18 protein-coding genes and 1 riboswitch are annotated in these 16,689 nt (G+C 46.5%); of the genes, 5 read left to right on the top strand and 13 right to left on the bottom strand.

From position 1 onward, the window contains the following. Positions 1 to 127 precede the first annotated feature (127 nt). From ptsP to NSS95_RS05030, 3 genes are all read right to left on the bottom strand, one after another. Positions 128 to 1,849 (bottom strand): phosphoenolpyruvate--protein phosphotransferase, encoded by a 1,722-nt coding sequence (gene ptsP, locus NSS95_RS05040; protein WP_285957970.1) that lies wholly within the window; start codon positions 1,847 to 1,849, stop codon positions 128 to 130. Next, complete coding sequence (locus NSS95_RS05035) at positions 1,849 to 2,115, bottom strand: phosphocarrier protein HPr (RefSeq protein ID WP_013858895.1); 267 nt, start codon at positions 2,113 to 2,115, stop codon at positions 1,849 to 1,851. The genes ptsP and NSS95_RS05035 overlap by 1 nt, the downstream gene beginning before the upstream one ends. Positions 2,116 to 2,509: 394 nt before the next feature. After that, entirely contained in the window at positions 2,510 to 2,704 is a 195-nt protein-coding gene (locus NSS95_RS05030) for a hypothetical protein (protein WP_026104678.1), read from the bottom strand. A gap of 166 nt (positions 2,705 to 2,870) precedes the next feature. On the opposite strand from NSS95_RS05030, the gene NSS95_RS05025 reads away from it, so the two are divergent. Next, positions 2,871 to 3,059, top strand: a complete 189-nt coding sequence (locus NSS95_RS05025) for a YkvS family protein (RefSeq protein ID WP_014095631.1) — start codon at positions 2,871 to 2,873, stop codon at positions 3,057 to 3,059. Between the two features lie 246 nt (positions 3,060 to 3,305). Continuing rightward, positions 3,306 to 3,923, top strand: a complete 618-nt coding sequence (locus tag NSS95_RS05020) for a CPBP family intramembrane glutamic endopeptidase (protein WP_014095632.1) — start codon at positions 3,306 to 3,308, stop codon at positions 3,921 to 3,923. Positions 3,924 to 4,004: 81 nt separating this feature from the next. On the opposite strand, the gene NSS95_RS05015 is transcribed toward NSS95_RS05020, so the two are convergent. Further along, a complete protein-coding gene (locus NSS95_RS05015; RefSeq protein WP_061087204.1) occupies positions 4,005 to 5,039 on the bottom strand; it encodes a YkvI family membrane protein in 1,035 nt (344 codons plus the stop codon). Positions 5,040 to 5,560: 521 nt separating this feature from the next. Between NSS95_RS05015 and NSS95_RS05010 the strand changes: the two genes are divergently transcribed. Continuing rightward, positions 5,561 to 7,717, top strand: coding sequence for an ATP-dependent Clp protease ATP-binding subunit (locus NSS95_RS05010; RefSeq protein ID WP_014095634.1), 2,157 nt, complete (start codon positions 5,561 to 5,563; stop codon positions 7,715 to 7,717). Between the two features lie 286 nt (positions 7,718 to 8,003). Here the strand turns inward: NSS95_RS05010 and NSS95_RS05005 are convergent, their stop codons facing one another. Further along, entirely contained in the window at positions 8,004 to 8,294 is a 291-nt protein-coding gene (locus NSS95_RS05005) for an aspartyl-phosphate phosphatase Spo0E family protein (protein ID WP_035189548.1), read from the bottom strand. A 357-nt stretch (positions 8,295 to 8,651) separates the two neighbouring features. Here NSS95_RS05005 and NSS95_RS05000 point away from each other — a divergent pair, with 357 nt between their 5' ends. Then, complete coding sequence (locus NSS95_RS05000) at positions 8,652 to 9,074, top strand: YkvA family protein (RefSeq protein ID WP_014095636.1); 423 nt, start codon at positions 8,652 to 8,654, stop codon at positions 9,072 to 9,074. 40 nt (positions 9,075 to 9,114) lie between these two features. Here NSS95_RS05000 and NSS95_RS04995 read toward each other — a convergent pair whose 3' ends face one another. The 4 genes from NSS95_RS04995 to NSS95_RS04980 form a co-directional block, all read right to left on the bottom strand. Then, complete coding sequence (locus tag NSS95_RS04995; protein WP_026683817.1) at positions 9,115 to 9,585, bottom strand: methylated-DNA--[protein]-cysteine S-methyltransferase; 471 nt, start codon at positions 9,583 to 9,585, stop codon at positions 9,115 to 9,117. Next, positions 9,524 to 11,041 (bottom strand): PAS domain-containing sensor histidine kinase, encoded by a 1,518-nt coding sequence (locus tag NSS95_RS04990; protein WP_014095638.1) that lies wholly within the window; start codon positions 11,039 to 11,041, stop codon positions 9,524 to 9,526. Before NSS95_RS04990 ends, NSS95_RS04995 begins: the two co-directional genes overlap by 62 nt. Positions 11,042 to 11,277: 236 nt before the next feature. Further along, a complete protein-coding gene (locus NSS95_RS04985) occupies positions 11,278 to 11,415 on the bottom strand; it encodes a hypothetical protein (RefSeq protein WP_328229067.1) in 138 nt (45 codons plus the stop codon). Beyond that, entirely contained in the window at positions 11,412 to 11,573 is a 162-nt protein-coding gene (locus NSS95_RS04980) for a hypothetical protein (protein WP_014095640.1), read from the bottom strand. The genes NSS95_RS04985 and NSS95_RS04980 overlap by 4 nt, the downstream gene beginning before the upstream one ends. Positions 11,574 to 11,790: 217 nt before the next feature. On the opposite strand from NSS95_RS04980, the gene NSS95_RS04975 reads away from it, so the two are divergent. Then, positions 11,791 to 11,991 (top strand): alpha/beta-type small acid-soluble spore protein, encoded by a 201-nt coding sequence (locus tag NSS95_RS04975; protein WP_014095641.1) that lies wholly within the window; start codon positions 11,791 to 11,793, stop codon positions 11,989 to 11,991. A 44-nt stretch (positions 11,992 to 12,035) separates the two neighbouring features. On the opposite strand, the gene NSS95_RS04970 is transcribed toward NSS95_RS04975, so the two are convergent. The 4 genes from NSS95_RS04970 to NSS95_RS04955 form a co-directional block, all read right to left on the bottom strand. Continuing rightward, positions 12,036 to 12,839 (bottom strand): TerC family protein, encoded by an 804-nt coding sequence (locus NSS95_RS04970; RefSeq protein WP_014095642.1) that lies wholly within the window; start codon positions 12,837 to 12,839, stop codon positions 12,036 to 12,038. A gap of 108 nt (positions 12,840 to 12,947) precedes the next feature. Beyond that, a riboswitch (yybP-ykoY riboswitch) is annotated at positions 12,948 to 13,117 on the bottom strand. Between the two features lie 46 nt (positions 13,118 to 13,163). After that, the gene (locus NSS95_RS04965) at positions 13,164 to 13,634 is read right to left on the bottom strand and encodes a hypothetical protein (RefSeq protein WP_014095643.1); all 471 of its coding nucleotides are present in this window, start codon (positions 13,632 to 13,634) and stop codon (positions 13,164 to 13,166) included. A gap of 116 nt (positions 13,635 to 13,750) precedes the next feature. Further along, a complete protein-coding gene (locus NSS95_RS04960; RefSeq protein WP_014095644.1) occupies positions 13,751 to 15,319 on the bottom strand; it encodes a peptide chain release factor 3 in 1,569 nt (522 codons plus the stop codon). 226 nt (positions 15,320 to 15,545) lie between these two features. Continuing rightward, the gene (locus tag NSS95_RS04955; protein ID WP_340713824.1) at positions 15,546 to 16,622 is read right to left on the bottom strand and encodes an ATP-binding protein; all 1,077 of its coding nucleotides are present in this window, start codon (positions 16,620 to 16,622) and stop codon (positions 15,546 to 15,548) included. Positions 16,623 to 16,689: the final 67 nt, after the last annotated feature.

Raw genomic sequence — 16,689 nt, 5'->3', positions numbered from 1 at the left:
AAATGAGAAAGAAACGATATACATCCGGTATTGTGACAATACTGGATACCAATACTACCCTTAATGCTTGGGCTGGTTTATATATACCCGCTTCCTTCACACCTAAACCTGTTTTTGAAAAAATTTTTTATGCTTTTGAAAGAACTTTTTTCACGTGTTCCTTTACTTCTTCATTCGTTGTGAAGTTCAAAACGTCTTCTGCCAGTTTTTCCATATCCGCCTTATTCAGGTTCCTGATTTGGGAACGGGCCCTTAAAATTGAAGAAGCGCTCATTGAAAATTCATCAAGGCCGAGGCCGAGCAGAATCGGAATGGCGATTTCGTCTCCGGCCATTTCGCCGCACATGCCGGCCCATTTGCCTTCTTTGTGCGCCGCATCAATGACGCGTTTCACAAGGCGCAATATGGCCGGGTTATACGGCTGGTACAAATACGAAATATGTTCGTTCATACGGTCTGCAGCCATCGTGTACTGGATCAGATCGTTTGTGCCGACACTGAAGAAATCGACTTCTTTTGCAAACAAATCAGCCATTACGGCAGTGGAAGGAATTTCAACCATAATGCCGACTTCGATATGATCTGCAACCTGCACGCCTTCCTGGATAAGCTTTTCTTTTTCTTCCAAAAGAATCGCTTTTGCTTTTCGGAATTCATCCAGATTGGAAATCATCGGGAACATAATTTTCAGGTTGCCGTATGCGCTCGCGCGGAGCAACGCACGCAGCTGGGTGCGGAAAATATCCTGTCTGTCCAGGCACAAGCGGATCGCACGGAAGCCGAGGAACGGGTTCATTTCTTCCGGAAGCGGCAAGTACGGCAGTTTTTTGTCGCCGCCGATATCAAGCGTACGGACCACAACCGGCTTGCCTTTTAAGCCTTCAAGCACCGCTTTATAGGCTTCAAACTGCACTTCTTCTGACGGAAGCTCGTCCCTGCCCATATAGAGGAACTCTGTACGGTACAGGCCGACGCCTTCCCCGCCGTTCCGGATCACGCCGTCGAGATCGTTCGGGGTGCCGATATTGGCAACCAGTTCAACCGTATGGCCGTCTTTCGAAACGGATTTTTCATTGACCAGCTTCGCCCATTCGGCTTTTTGCCGTTCAAACTGTTCCTGCTTTTGTTTGTATTCATCGACAATTTCAGGTGTCGGATTGACATAGACATCGCCGCTGTTGCCGTCCACGATGACAAGGTCGCCATTTTGGATATCCTGGATCGCCGTTTTCGTCCCGACGACTGCCGGAATTTCCAAAGAACGCGCCATAATCGCAGAGTGGGACGTACGCCCACCGACATTTGTTGCAAACCCTTTTACATACTGGCGGTTCAACTGCGCCGTATCAGAAGGGGTCAAGTCTTCAGCAATGACAATGACTTCTTCCGAGATCATGCTCGGATTCGGAATTTCCACCTTCAGCAGATGGGCCAGAATCCGTTTTGTCACGTCGCGGATATCCGCCGCACGTTCGCGCATATATTCGTTATCCATTTGTTCGAACATGGTCACGAACATATCAGCAACTTCTTTCAATGCGTATTCCGCATTGACCTGGTCATCCCTGATTTTATCCTGGACCGGCATCAACAGTTCCGGATCTTCCAAAACGAGCAAATGGGCATCAAAGATCGCTGCTTTGTCCGCCCCCAGCGCCTTCATTGCATGCTCCCTGATCGCCTGCAGTTCAGACTTGGATTCAGACACAGCAGCATTAAAGCGTTTCATTTCATCTGAAACATTCTGGACAGGCCTTTTTTCAAAAGACAAATCCGGTTCTACCAGACGATATGCTTTTGCGATGGCAATCCCGTTGGATGCTGCTATACCTTTTAAAATGGTTGACATTATTCGCCCAGACCCTCTTTTTTCATTAATTCAGCCAAAGCGTTCAATGCATCTTGTGCATCGTTGCCTTCTGCAGAAATGGTAATGTCGGCGCCTTTGCCGATTCCAAGGGACATAACCCCCATGATCGATTTCAGGTTCACTTTCTTATCCTTATACTGCAATTGGATATCTGAATCGAATTTGCTTGCCGTTTGTACGAGCAATGTAGCAGGACGTGCGTGGATTCCTGTATCTGCTGTTACTTTAAATTGTTTTTCAGCCATGGGTAGAACGACTCCTTTTCTATAATATAGTTCTAAAAATAATGCACTGTACATTTTTCGTCAATATTTATCAACCATCTTCATACAAATGACAAATTTTGCAAACGGGGGTTGAAAAAAACCGCAGCGATGCCGGGTACCTGCAAACACCGTTCATCCCCGGTTATTCAGCAGGCTGCTCCCTCAAAGTCCGCGCGGCCCATCCGTGCCAAAAACACGCCTCGCCCGAAACCGGGAACACGCATGTCCCCGGCCGGATCAAAAAAATGACAAATATTGCACAGTGCGGGAAAAACAAAATCCCCGTAATAGAATAACATGCCTTTCCAAATAAAACAATCATCAGAGTTGACTTCATTTTGCTTAAAAATGCACAAAATTATGCATGCCCCGGTCAGATTTCCGGCTCGTCCAAATAAATATAGCGGACATTCCCGCCGCGCAAGGCAATGCCCTTAAAATGTTTAAAGTCTTCCTCGGCAATAAGCACTTTCCGGAAGTCCATAAAATCTTCACGGCTGACGAATAATTCTTCGATTTCCCTGTTGCGAAGCCGGTTGATTTCCTGTCTGATTTCTTCTTCCGACATACGACCACCCCACCCGGTATTGTACCACATTCTTCCTGCCGCCTACTTGTTTGCTTTCGCGATTTTTTAAAACCGGCCCGATTTGTATTTTTCTGTTCCTTTCGCCTTGAATTTTTCAGAAAAATAGTGCAAACTGGTTACAATACTTTCTTACGGGAGGACCGCAATGAAAAAAGCACAAATTGGTGACATTATTGAATTTAAAGACGGGCTTCAAGGAATTGTCGAAAAGGTGAACGAGAACTCGGTCATCGTGGATTTAACCTATATGGAAAACTATCAGGAACTGGAGCTTGATGAAAAAACAGTGGTCAATCATAAAAACTATCAGGTTATCCATTCGGCTTTACATTAATTCAAACGCTTACCGCGCAGTAAAAAACCGGCACATGCCGGTTTTTTACTGCCGTTTCTATGATTGTGAATTTTTTAACATTATTTTCCCGGATACCTTTTTCCCTATTTCTCTGCTAAAATATTCAATGTATTTTTGTTTGACCCAATGCCGCGAAGGCCGGACTGCGGGGCCGGATCTCTTTTTTTGGCCCTTCCCGGTTTTTTTGCCGGCGGTTTGCGAACTTAAGAAAGGAGCGCATTGGCGGTGGCAAAAAACATGGTGGATACAAAGCTTCTCGGAAGTATCTTAATCGCCCACCTTCTGCTATATATTACGTTTCGGGATACCTCCGTTTTTTGGTATTTATATTCCGGCGCAATGCTGTTTTTGATCAGTTACACGGTTTTTCTTGGAAAATCAGAAAAACACGAAAAGCTTCCGTACCTTCAATTGCTGTTGTATGGCATCTTTTCGGGTTTTCTCCTCTATATTATTTTCAGAATTGGCAATACAGTACTCGGTTTTTTGCCGGGCGGGCTTGACAATGAAGTCGCCCGCGCATACAGGCGTTTTTCACCCGAATCTTTCTGGCATTACTTAGCGCTTGTCCTGATTCTCATCCCCGGAGAAGAAATTTTTTGGCGTTCATTTGTCCAGGCCCGACTCATGAAAATGATGGAAGCGAAATATGCGATTTTGATTTCCGCCGTATTGAACGCATCCGTTTATTTTTACTGCGGATTAAAAATCATGGTCATTGCCGCTTTTGCCGGTTCGATTTTCTGGGGGCTGCTGTATGCAAAAAAACGGAGCCTGTCTGCACAAATTTTGTCGCATCTTACCTTTGATTTGCTGCTTGTCGTCTTCCTGCCGATTTTTTAAGCATGGGGACGGCTTTTTTTCGGCATTTGCCCGCCACAAATGCATAACAACCGCGCAAAGCTGTTTTGAATGCCTTACCGGTCACCCCCGGATCGTCTTTATTCCGAGTGCCATCATAAAAACAAGGCTGAAATAGCCGAACAGGGGATATAAAACCGATAATAGCGGGCCGTAATGCAAGCTGCTGATCAGCAGAATGGCGGAAAAAATCAACCCGTACAGCAAACCGCTTTTCATCGGGATATATTTTTGCATTTGCCGCTCAAGCCCGTAGGCATCCCCGATAATAGAAGTGAAAATTTCCCCGAAAATCAGCAGAACATAAATAAAATAAATGCCCGGAAAACTCGCTTTCACAATATGCGCCATCGGAATCTCCACTTGGGCAACGTCCGGCAGCGTGACCAGTGACAAATGGCTGGAAATCAGGATGAGCGTTAAAAACAGCCCGCCCAGTATCCCGCCGGCACGGACGACTTCCTTATCTTTCACTTCCGCCGCAACCGGGACAAGCACCGCCTGCGCGAGCGCCAAATTCAAAGCCGCATAGGAAAGGGCGCGGAGAAGGGCACGGGGCATATCAACACTTTCCGGCCGGGCCATAAGCGCTTGAAAAAATCCGGGTGACTGGACGGACTGCGACAAAAGGAGAAAATTAAAGAAAAGCATCAAAGGCACAACAAACGTGTTGACGCCAAGCAGCCCCTTGATGCCAAAACACATGACAAGAAAAGCAAGAAGCACCGTCAATAAAATCCCTATTTCCCTGCCAATATGAAGCTGCTCCTCGAAAACAGCACCCGCACCGGACAGCATAACGCCGCAAACCCCGAAAAGCATGGCCATCATCATCACATTCACGAAACCGGCCGCTTTTTTGCCAAATAAATACCGGTTTAAAGTTTCATAGGAATCCGCATGCAAATCGATCGCTTTTTCCATCATTTTCGTACCAAAGAAAATAAACAAAAACCCTGAAAGGCAGATGGTAAGCAATCCATACAGCCCAAACTGTGTAAAAAAAACGGTAATTTCTTTCCCTGTTGCAAACCCCGCTCCGATGACCGTTCCAATATAAACGGCTGCGATTTGGACAGCACCGCCCCACTTATTCAACGCCTGCACCCCTTTAAGAAAAAATAAGACAACCTGTCATCCGTTACTATCCTATGTCCCGCTTTCTTAAAATAGCCCGGCCGGTTCATTTCCGCCGGTAAAAAATTGGTCAAAAAAAGTCAAAAACCCCTTTACAAGCAAAAAAAGTTGTCCTATACTATAGGCAAAGATCAAAGTTGGTCAAAGAAAAGATGACACCATTGGCTGATAAGCGTTAATGGCAAATGCAAATCTTTTGATTTTCGGACCGCGCTGTTGTATACTGATATTAGAAAGGTCAAAGATAGTCAAAAGGTGATACGCAGATCCATTTAGTTGTTTTCAGCATAAGACAAATTTGCCATTGTGCTGGAAAGGCCAAAATGCATCAAAGAGGTGCATGCAAAAGATTTGCATCTTGTGAAATTTTGAGCTATACTCATTCCCAATCAAGGTCAAAGCAAATCAAAACGCTTTGATTGTTTTTCAATCTCATTAGTCAAAGATAGTCAAAATCAAACCGATCAAAGGAGGAATGTTTGATGTTATGTGACAAATGCCATCAAAACGAAGCGACGATCGGAATGCATATAAATGTGAACGGAAACCAAAAAACATTGAACCTATGCCAGTCCTGCTACCAAAAAGAACGGGCAAAATTCGAAAACAACTGGGGAGGCATGTTTATGAATAACGGATTTGGAAACTTCGGATTCGGAGGATTCAACGACCTCTTTAACCAAATGAATGCCAACGGGTTCCAGCCGAACGGCGCGAAACAAACCGTACAAACGCAAACACAAGGCGGTGGCAACGGACTACTTGACCAGTTCGGCCGCAACCTGACCGCCGCTGCACGGGCCGGGCAAATCGACCCTGTCATAGGCCGTGATGAAGAAATCGCCCGCGTCATTGAAATTTTAAACCGGCGCAATAAAAACAACCCGGTGTTAATCGGCGAACCTGGCGTCGGGAAAACCGCCATTGCGGAAGGGCTCGCTTTAAAAATTACCGAAAAACAAGTTCCGGCAAAACTGCGGCATAAAGAAGTTTACTTGCTCGATGTGGCTTCACTTGTTGCAAACACGGGCATCCGTGGTCAATTTGAAGAACGGATGAAAAAATTGATTGCCGAACTCGAACAACGGAAAAACGTACTTCTGTTTATTGACGAAATTCACCTGCTTGTCGGCGCAGGTTCTGCAGAAGGTTCGATGGACGCTGGCAACATTTTGAAACCGGCGCTTGCCCGCGGCGAAATCCAGGTGATCGGCGCGACAACTTTGAAAGAATACCGGCAAATTGAAAAAGATGCCGCACTTGAACGGCGTTTTCAACCGGTACAAGTCAATGAACCGACCCTTGAAGAAACCGTCATGATTTTGCGCGGCTTAAAAGACCGGTATGAAAACTACCATCACGTTGCCTATACCGATGAAGCGCTTGAAGCTTGTGCGAAATTGTCGCACCGCTACATCCAGGACCGCTTCCTGCCGGATAAAGCAATCGACCTGATGGATGAAGCCGGTTCGAAATTGAACCTGACGATTGCGGTTCCGAGCAAAGAAGATATCCAAAAACGGCTTGCTGAAATTGCACAGGAAAAACAAACTGCGCTTGCAACAGAAAACTATGAAAAAGCAGCCGAATTGAAAAAAGAAGAACAAAAACTGAACGAGTTGGCTACTTCCGGCCAAGTTGAAGCCAAACCGGTTGTCGATGTCACGCAAATTCAGGAAATTGTCGAAAAGAAAACGGGTATTCCGGTCGGCAAACTCGAAGCGGATGAAGCGAAAAAACTGCAGCATCTGGAAGAAAACCTTGCTAAAAAGGTGATCGGCCAGGAAGAAGCCGTCCGGAAAGTAGCGAAAGCAATCCGCCGTTCGCGTGCCGGCCTGAAAGCGCAAAGTCGCCCGATCGGTTCGTTCCTGTTCGTCGGCCCGACCGGTGTCGGAAAAACGGAACTGACGAAACGGCTCGCAGAAGAACTGTTTGGCACGAAAGATGCAATGATCCGGCTTGACATGAGCGAATATATGGAAAAACACAGCGTCTCGAAACTGATCGGGGCACCTGCCGGCTATGTCGGTTATGAAGATGCCGGACAACTGACGGAAAAAGTGCGCCACAACCCGTACAGCATTATTTTGCTCGACGAAATTGAAAAAGCGCACCCGGATGTTTTGAACATGTTCCTGCAAATTCTCGATGACGGGCGCTTAACCGATGCCCAAGGGCGGACGGTCAGCTTCAAAGATACCGTCATCATTATGACGAGCAACGCCGGCACCCAATTTAAGCATAAAACAGTCGGATTTGCTAAAAGCGAAGCGATCAAAGAATCGAATATTCTCGATTCGCTCGGCGACTTCTTCAAACCGGAGTTTCTGAACCGTTTCGATAATATTGTCGAATTTAAACCACTTGAAAAAGAACATTTGGTTAAAATTGTTGACCTGATGCTCGGTGAACTGGATGAAACGCTGAACGAACAAGCGATTACACTTGACGTGACAGCAGAAGCGAAAGAAAAAATCGCCGAACTCGGTTATGACCCGGCATTTGGGGCACGCCCGATCCGCCGCGTCATCCAGGAAAAAATCGAAGACCGGATCGCCGACTTTATCCTCGACCATCCGGAAAGCAAAAACTTAAAAGCGGAAGTTCGCGAAGGCGACATTGTCATCGCGGAAAAATAAAGCAAAAACCGGCATGCGGACACAGCCCATGCCGGTTTTATGCATTCCGGCAGATGGACAACACGGGCCGTCTGCCGGATTTTTTTATGCCTGTAAATAGATCGAACGCAGTCCAAACCTGATTGTTGTAATCAATCGGAAGAAGGTCGGGTTCTATTCCCCGGCACAAAACCAGTCCAAACAAAAAGGCGGGAAACATATTCATCCGGAATATTGATCAGGGATTCATCCGCACTCAAAGGAGCAAAATCAAGATGCAAAAGGTTGGAAGCAGTTCCCCTGTTCGTTAAACAATCTGCATGGCTTTATACGTTTTTCTCGCTTCAGCCAAATTGAGCCGCTGCACTTTTTCATACAATATGAATGACATTTCCCGAATAATCACCATTTCGGATGACCGGGTATTGTACTGCTTCCGATAGGCTTCATACTCATTCATGAGCGAATCCAGCTGCTGACTGCACTGAACCGTTTTCTCATGCGTCAGGCCCAGTTTTTTCCCAAGTTCCATCATTTCCTGGCGTTTTTTCTGAATCCTGTACAGATACTTGTTCTCCTCTAACATGTGCGTGTCCACTTCAAAATTCTCCTTTAGTTCTCTTTTTCTATTGAATGATTGTTATCCCCCGATTATGCTTCAAAAATGTGAGGTGTTACACATGGAAAATGGCGGATGATACTGCCGGTTTTCCGCTTGATGGCATCGTGACAAAAGTTGCGCTGCAAGCCGGAAAGGCGCAAAAGCCCTGCCCCCATCCTGCTTATTTTACCATTACTAAAGTAGTATCGCAGGTCTTGACGGAAATGTAAATACAATCGCAATATTAGACAAAATTTTCACCAAAAATTTTCACATCTCCCGAAAAAACCACCCGTTTTTTACAGCTCTATGTTTTTTTTGGTCATGCAGTGGAAAAATAAAAGAGAAAAAGACATGAAAGAAGTGAAGCAGATGGCTAAAAATTTTCTGCTGGCAAAAGCAGCCGGGTGGTTATTTCGTTCAAAAGCAAAACAGTATTTAAATGACCGGGGAAAAACCGGCGATCTGGTTAACCGTGCGGAGAAAAAAGCGCTCTCCAACAAAATCACGCTCGCCAATATGTGGAGTAAAATCCGCATCCTTTTCCAGCTGATCAGGGCATGGGCAAAAGGCGAATACCGCACTGTTCCGTACCGGACGATTCTCATGATTGTAATCGGCCTTATTTATTTCGTATCTCCCATTGACATCATCCCTGATTTTCTTGCCGGTGCGGGCCTTGTTGACGATACCGCCGTGCTCGCTTTTCTTCTGACGCAAGTGACCCCGGATTTGGAAAAATTTTTGCAATGGAAAAACAAAAGAGAGAAAAGTTGAACTTTAAGGCCGCGCGGGACTTTGAAAAACGATACCCCTTTTAGACAATCGCCCCTTCAAGACGGAGCAGGAATGCTTTTTGATCGATGCGGCTCCCGGCATAGCCTGTTAACGACTTGTCTTTTCCGATCACGCGGTGGCAGGGGATCAGGATCGGAACAGGATTTTTCCGGTTCGCCTGCCCGACGGCCCGCACGGCTTTCGGGTTCCCGACCGCCTCGGCGATGTCTTGATACGAGCACGTTTCTCCATACGGAATTTGTTTCAGCGCTTTCCAAACCGCCATTTGAAAGGGAGTGCCGGAGACAAAAACCGGCACATCAAAATGGGTTCTTTTCTTTGCAAAATACGCTTCCAGTTCACTGGCTGCGTGCAGAAGCAGCGGGTGGCGGGGTTCCGGCATGCCCTCTTCATCTGTTTTGCCGAAAGAAACGGCCGTAATGCCTCTTTCATTCGCCCTTACTGTTAAAGGTCCGATTGGGCTTTCCAGCCAAATAAAAGCCATTTTCATCACCTGCTTCCTGGTGCACGGGAAGAAAGATATGAAAAGTTGTGCCTTCCCGCACTTTGCTTTGAACTTGAATGAAGCCTTTATGCTCCTTTATAATTTTATAACTGATCATCAAACCAAGTCCGGTTCCTCTTTCTTTTGTCGTATAGAACGGCTCGCCCAGCTTTTCTATTTTATCGTCCGGGATACCTTCCCCTTCATCGCGGATGCTCGTATGGACAAGCCCTTTTTCCTTTTCGTAACAAATCGCGATATCTATTTTTCCCCCATCCGGCATGACTTCTATTGCATTCTTAATAATATTGATAAAGACCTGCTTGATCTGGTTGCCTTCGCAATAAACATCCGGAAGTCCCTCGTCAAAGTGGCAGGAAATCTGGATATTGTGCATCAGCGCCTGGGCGTTCAGCAAACCAATTGTATCGCGCATGATTTTTCGGACATCGTGATTTTGGAACTGGATGGCCTGCGGCTTTGCCAGCACCAGAAAGTCGGTAATAATCGCTTCAATCCGCGCCAGTTCTGATGTAATCACATTAAAATATAATGAATGCTCTTCCTCTTTCATGCTGTTTTGCAGCAATTGGATAAAACCTTTTAAAGCCGTCATCGGATTGCGGATTTCGTGGGCAATGCCGGCCGCGAGCTCCCCGACAATATTCAGGGTATCCGATTTGCGAAGCTGCTCCTGCATCGCCCTTCTTTCAGTAATATCCCGGATGACCGTTAAATTCATATTTGACGTCAGGTTCCCTTTTGACGTAATCTCATAATATTTCGTTTCATTGGCTTTTGAAGCAGTAAACAAATAATCTGCCGTCCCGTTCTCTTTTAACTGAAAAAGATGGCGGAGAAAATCTTTTTGCATTTTTTCGTCATTGGTAAGCAATAAATTCTGGATTCTCTTCCCGATCGCATCTTCCCGGCTGCAGTCGAAATAGTTTGCAGCTGCAGGGTTGATATCGACAATTTTCAAATCCCAGTTCCATAAGACCATCCCGTCGATCGATCCTTCGAACACTTTCCGGAACCGTTCCTCGCTGTCCCGCAGCGTCTGTTCCATCTTGTAACGGCTGCTCACGTTGCGAAAAATGGTCATATGGTAATTTTCCGCGCTAATATACCGGGATGTAAACTCGAGATGCTTCAGCTGCCCGTTCGGCATTTTAAACAGCAGTTCTTCGCGGGCCGCCGGGATTTGGTTTAGCCTGTCGAACTTCCGGCAATTCCCACCGTTTTCGACATAAACAAAATCGCTCAGCTTTTTCCCGACAAACTCTTCCATTGTACACTCGAAAATTTTTAAAGCGGCTTCGTTCGCCAACAGGATCTGGCCGTTTTGATCCCAAAATACAATTGCATCCATTGCTTCCAAAAAAAGGGTTCGGTAAAGCTGCTCATGATCTCTTAATACAAGTCCCCTTTTCTTTTGGCTCATAAACTGATCTGTTCCCAAATTTGTTCTCCCCTTCTTCATAAGAAGCATGCCCCTGAATTTATGATATTTCTGTTCACAACAAATGTCTGGAAAAGTCTGCTGCATAAGGGTTTCCAGCTGCTATTTAAGAACATATTCTTTTTGAGAAGATATGTCAAATGAAATTGGCAAGATGGATGATATGGTGATAATTCGTGGTCCAACGGGGGAATTCCTGCTGCCATTTCCGCAAAAAAGGATGGCGGCTGCCATCCTCATTTTTTATTTTTTTTTGCATTTTTTCTTTTTTTGCCGGTTCCGCTTTCAGCCATGATTTCATATATCTTCACGGCATTGATGTCCCCGAATTCCAGCCCCGCTTCTTCCCGGACATTTTGTTTCCTGCGGTTCATGAACGCCCTTTCCTGCCTTTTTTTGAATTCCGGTTTGCCCCTTTCACCGCTTCTTCCCCGCGGGCAAATTCCGTGGAGAAAGCTGTTTCAGCCAGATTCTCTTTCGGGGTTTTGTTATTTTTCGCGGCTGCATCAAATTCCGCTTTTCGTTTCGCCATGCCGTCCCCTCCATTTCAGGTTGCCTGCATCATTAGCATGCCCGCGCACCACCGCCCTTATGGCTGCAATATCTGTCAAAACCGGCTCAGGGTGCATGCAAATACAACTGTTTCCAAACATAATTCTTTCCTGCAAGCCGATACTATTCATAAAGGCTGAAGCCGCAATACGGGCGGCAGAAAGAGGAGCCAATTTTTTAAAAAAAGGAGAATGATGATGGCGAGAAACAGCAATAAATTGTTGGTACCGGGGATTGAGGCATACATGGACCAAGTAAAGTATGAAATAGCGCAAGAATTTGGCGTGCAGCTCGGATCGGATACCGTATCTCGGGCAAACGGATCGGTAGGCGGAGAAATGACAAAACGGCTCGTGCGCGAGGCCCAGTCCCGCCTTTTGGGGCAAAATCCGGAATAAAAGAAAAACCGGCAAAGCGGGATTCGCCTGCTTTGCCGGTTTTTTTACATCTGTTGCTGCTTTTTACCCGATTTCCCGGCGGATTGCGCCTCTTTATTGCGATTTTTTTTGCGGACGGAGAAAAAATAGCCGCCCGCTGCGATCGCAAGCATCACCGCCCAGAAAATCAGTTTCCACAAAGCAGACTCCGGGAAATGTTCATCAATCAGCCCGACGCCCGGGTGTGAAAGCGTAAAAACGAGCAATTTCACCCCGACCCAGCCGACAATCAGAAAAGCGGCATCTTCAAGGCCCGGATATTTTTCCAGCAGGCGGACAAACCGGTTGGCAGCAAAGCGGATTAGCACCAGTCCGATCACCCCGCCTAAAAACATAACGCTGAACTGTCCGCCGTTAATTCCCCCAATTTGAAACGAGCCGGCCGGGGACAGCGTCACAGCCATGGCCACAGCTGCAAGCATAGAATCAATGGCAAACGCAATGTCGGCGAGTTCCACTTTAAAAACGGTCATCCAGAAAGAAACCGGCTTCGATGCGGCTTCGGCAAGTTTTGGGCCATTTTCCCGGTGCTTTTTTACAAAATGGTGGATCATAATAAAAAACAAGTAAGCGGCCCCGACAGCCTGAATCTGCCATATGTTTGCAAGAAACGAAATGAGAAACAGGGCGGTGAACCGGAATACAAATGCGCCCAGAAGCCCGTAAAAGAGCGCTTTTTTTTGCTGCGCGTGCGGCAGATGTTTGACCATCACCGCCATCACGACCGCATTATCCGCAGCTAAAATTCCTTCCAGTCCGACCAATACGCATAACACCCATGCATATTCGAATAGCATTGATAAATCCATTCCACAAAGTCCTCCTTTGCCGGCACCCGGAACCATTGCCCTTACAGATCAAAAGCGGCATTCCGGTCCAAGACGCGTACCGGCGTGATCAGTGAAGTGCCACTTTTGACAATTTCCTGTAAAGACAAAAAGCAAGACCTTTGCCAGTACAGGCAAAGGTCTTGCTAGACATCCAAATGGTGCCAACAAAGCCGATGACCGCCGAAACGGATCATGTAATGACGACTTTGTTTTAAGTGTGCCATGCACACTTAACGCTACTCCCCTTTGACAATTGTCAAAAGTATTCTGTTATTTTGATTATATGGGATCCATCCATTTCCGTCAACTATTTTTATGCGATTTTCGCGTTAAAATTATGCGGAGCAGCCCGCCGGCCAAAAGTCCAGGGATGGTGCAAAGCATCGGGAAAAAAACAGGCCCGGGCATCTTTTGCCGGACGATAACCGCAGGGGAGAGCATTAATCCGAGCGTTACAAAGTAAGCAGCAAACACAAAAGGCAGATAACTATACGGCTGAAGATTGCCGCGGGCCATTTTATATGCATCCCACATGGCAAAAAAGTATAGACAAGGATAAAACATCAGCCATCCGTAATCGACAATGTTGCCGGCTTCCCTTGTTCTTCCGAGAAAACTGAGCATGATCGCTTCATTAAAACGGCTGTTCACATTAATCAGAAACTCCATAAAAAGAAACATGATGCCCTTCACATAACGGCCCGCCAAAAGCTGGGCAAACCCTGGCAAGGCAATGTTCCAAACAATCGCCTCAAGCGGTGCTAATTTTTTCATGCACATGCCCCTTTAAAGCTGAAGTTGGCTAGTCATAATCCTCCCGTTTTTACGTGTTCTTATCATGCCCCGGAAAAATGCAAAAAACACTGTACGGCAAAGCCGCACAGTGTTTTTTAATTCATCGGATTATACAGTTTAATGTCGGGATGCTTGTCCGTGAACCAGCGCAATGCAAAATCATTTTCAAATAAAAACAACGGTTTTCCGAAACGGTCTTTCACAAGCAGACTGCGCGAACTGGAAAGGGATTCGTCCACCGTATCCCCCTCAACCCAGCGCGGAATTTTGGAACCGATCGATTCCATTACGACATCGGAGTTATACTCATTTTTCATGCGATGTTCGAACACTTCAAACTGCAGCTGCCCGACCGCCCCTAAAATATAATCTTCCGTATGCCATGTGCGGTACAGCTGGATCGCGCCTTCCTGAACGAGCTGGTTGATCCCTTTATGGAAACTTTTTTGTTTCATCACGTTTTTCGCCGATACTTTTACAAACAGTTCCGGTGTAAATTGCGGCAGCTTTTCAAATTGGACCGGCTGTTTCCCGGAGAAGATTGTGTCGCCAATCTGGTATGTGCCGGTATCATACAGGCCGAGAATATCGCCGCTAACCGCTTCTTCAACCGTGCTCCTGTCATCCGCAAGAAACTGGGTTGACTGGGACAGTTTCATTTGTTTTCCGGTTCTTGCAAGCGTGACGGACATGCCGCGTTCAAATTTTCCAGAACAAATACGGATAAACGCAATCCGATCGCGGTGGGCGGGATTCATATTCGCCTGGATTTTGAACACAAAACCCGAAAATTGTTCGCTTAACGGATCCACCACCCCTTCGTCCGTCTTTCTTCCTTGAGGGGGCGGCGCAAATTGAAGATACGTTTCCAGAAATGTCTGCACGCCGAAATTTGTCAGGGCACTGCCGAAAAAGACCGGCGTCAGCGTGCCGTTTGCAATCCGCTTCTCCGAAAATTCATTGCCCGCTTCATCGAGCAGCATGATTTCTTCCAACGCCTGGCCATACAGCGCGTTTTCTTTGATCGGGGCATCCCCTTCCACTTCACCCGCTTCATTTAACGCGAGAAACCGGTCCCCTTCTTCCACGCGGAACTGCTCGATGCGGCGGTGATAACGGTCATAAATGCCGAGAAATTCTTTCCCCATGCCGATCGGCCAGTTCATCGGATACGATTCAATGCCGAGGATTTCCTCCAGTTCAGCCAACAGCTCAAGCGGCGGTCTCCCTTGGCGATCCAATTTATTGATAAACGTAAAAATCGGAATCCCCCGCATCCGGCACACTTTAAACAGTTTAATCGTCTGTGCCTCAATCCCTTTTGCAGCATCAATGATCATAACGGCGCTGTCGACGGCCATCAGTGTCCGGTATGTGTCTTCACTGAAATCCTGGTGGCCAGGCGTATCCAAAATATTGATCCGTTTTCCCGCATATTCAAACTGCATAACGGAAGAAGTAACGGAAATGCCCCGCTGCTTCTCGATTTCCATCCAGTCGGAAGTCGCAAATTTCCCGGTTTTTTTACCTTTGACCGTCCCGGCAGCGCGGATGGCCCCGCCAAACAGAAGCAGCTTCTCTGTCAATGTTGTTTTCCCGGCGTCCGGGTGGGAAATAATCGCAAAAGTCCTTCTTGATAACACTTCATCTTTAAATCCTGCCATATGTCAGTTCCTTTCAATCATTGTAGAGTAGGTTTATTTTTGCATCGTTTTTTTACATCGGCCCTCACCTTTCTAATGAACAGTTAAACAATGCACAAATCATCCGGCCATTGGAGACTGTACATAAGCATACAACAGTTTTTCCTTATTCTCAATGGAAGAAATCTGCCGGAAACGGCCGGGTTCTTCTTGCCTTCATGGATTGCCGGATGCCTTCAGGCGCGCATCAAAAACTGCCGGATGCATTCTGCTCCCCGTCCGGCCCCGCCCAAGGCAGTACCACGGTGAAAACAGTGCCTTCCCCGGGTTTGCTATCAATGGAAATGTCTCCGTTATGCTCTCTTACAATCTGGTAACAAACCATTAAACCAAGCCCGTTGCCGCGCTCTTTTGTCGTATAAAAAGGCTGGCCGATTTTTTCCAATTTTTCCGGTGGGATCCCGATTCCCTCATCCCGGATCGCAACGGCTGCACGTTCCCCGGCCACCGAAAGTTCAACGGTCAGCGTTCCCCCCTCTTCCATCGCCTCCAGGCCGTTTTTGATTAAATTCACAAATACCTGCTTCATTTTTGAATCGTCACAAGAAATAAAAATGGGCTGCGACGGAAAAACCGTCTCAATTTGGATGTTTTTTCCGTACGATTGCGTCTCCATTAAAACAAGCACTTCATCAAGCAATGTTTGCAGGCAGCAAACTTTCATATCCGATGCTTTCGGCCTGCCGAGAAAAAGCAGCTCGCTTGAAATCATTTCAATCCGTTCAATTTCATTTTGCATAATATCAAGGTAATGGCCAGTATCAATCACGCCCGCCTGCATCAGCTGCAAAAAACCTTTAATCGAGGTGAGCGGATTCCGGATTTCATGCGCAATGCCCGCGGCAAGCTGCCCGACCATGGACAGCTGTTCAGATGATACAAGATAATCGTATAATTCCTTGACCACCGTCATATCCTTCGTCAGCAAATGGATATGGGGCTTTTCGCCATATTTTAGATCTTTAAAGACCGCATAAGTGGACTCCACCCATTTGTAATCACCGTTTTTCGATTTCATCCTGTACATGAAAAGGCCCATTTCTTCTTTCTCTCCATTTAGAATGCCTGCCCATTTGTTGTGGTCATCGTGGTGCATCAAAGCAGAAAAAGGCCTTCCTACCCAGTCGCCGGCATCAAAACCCGTTACCGTCTGCATATCAGAGGAAATGCTTTTTAAAATACCGTCCATTCCGACAACAGCAGAAAAAAGATGAAAGCGGAGCGGGAGATCCATAAATTCATAATGTATTTTTCCGACACCCATATTTTTGCACCTGCCTATCTTTCTATCAATCCGTATTTCAAGCTTTTTTGAAATGAACTTTCATGCT

Origin of the sequence: Weizmannia sp. FSL K6-3076 (assembly GCF_038007245.1) — a bacterium.
Classification (GTDB): domain Bacteria; phylum Bacillota; class Bacilli; order Bacillales; family Bacillaceae_C; genus Weizmannia; species Weizmannia faecalis.
Note: the sequence above shows the minus strand (reverse complement) of the source record. Positions and strands in the feature narration are given on the sequence as shown.

What these genes read in the sequence shown, in the direction of transcription:
- NSS95_RS04960 (WP_014095644.1), bottom strand. Translation starts at nt 15,319, where the DNA reads ATGGCAGGATTTAAAGATGAAGTGTTATCAAGAAGGACTTTTGCGATT.
- NSS95_RS04955 (WP_340713824.1), bottom strand. Translation starts at nt 16,622, where the DNA reads ATGGGTGTCGGAAAAATACATTATGAATTTATGGATCTCCCGCTCCGC.
- NSS95_RS05025 (WP_014095631.1), top strand. Translation starts at nt 2,871, where the DNA reads ATGAAAAAAGCACAAATTGGTGACATTATTGAATTTAAAGACGGGCTT.
- NSS95_RS05000 (WP_014095636.1), top strand. Translation starts at nt 8,652, where the DNA reads ATGAAAGAAGTGAAGCAGATGGCTAAAAATTTTCTGCTGGCAAAAGCA.
- NSS95_RS04970 (WP_014095642.1), bottom strand. Translation starts at nt 12,839, where the DNA reads ATGGATTTATCAATGCTATTCGAATATGCATGGGTGTTATGCGTATTG.
- ptsP (WP_285957970.1), bottom strand. Translation starts at nt 1,849, where the DNA reads ATGTCAACCATTTTAAAAGGTATAGCAGCATCCAACGGGATTGCCATC.
- NSS95_RS04980 (WP_014095640.1), bottom strand. Translation starts at nt 11,573, where the DNA reads ATGGCGAAACGAAAAGCGGAATTTGATGCAGCCGCGAAAAATAACAAA.
- NSS95_RS04965 (WP_014095643.1), bottom strand. Translation starts at nt 13,634, where the DNA reads ATGAAAAAATTAGCACCGCTTGAGGCGATTGTTTGGAACATTGCCTTG.
- NSS95_RS04985 (WP_328229067.1), bottom strand. Translation starts at nt 11,415, where the DNA reads ATGAACCGCAGGAAACAAAATGTCCGGGAAGAAGCGGGGCTGGAATTC.
- NSS95_RS05035 (WP_013858895.1), bottom strand. Translation starts at nt 2,115, where the DNA reads ATGGCTGAAAAACAATTTAAAGTAACAGCAGATACAGGAATCCACGCA.
- NSS95_RS05010 (WP_014095634.1), top strand. Translation starts at nt 5,561, where the DNA reads ATGTTATGTGACAAATGCCATCAAAACGAAGCGACGATCGGAATGCAT.
- NSS95_RS05030 (WP_026104678.1), bottom strand. Translation starts at nt 2,704, where the DNA reads ATGTCGGAAGAAGAAATCAGACAGGAAATCAACCGGCTTCGCAACAGG.
- NSS95_RS04975 (WP_014095641.1), top strand. Translation starts at nt 11,791, where the DNA reads ATGGCGAGAAACAGCAATAAATTGTTGGTACCGGGGATTGAGGCATAC.
- NSS95_RS04995 (WP_026683817.1), bottom strand. Translation starts at nt 9,585, where the DNA reads ATGAAAATGGCTTTTATTTGGCTGGAAAGCCCAATCGGACCTTTAACA.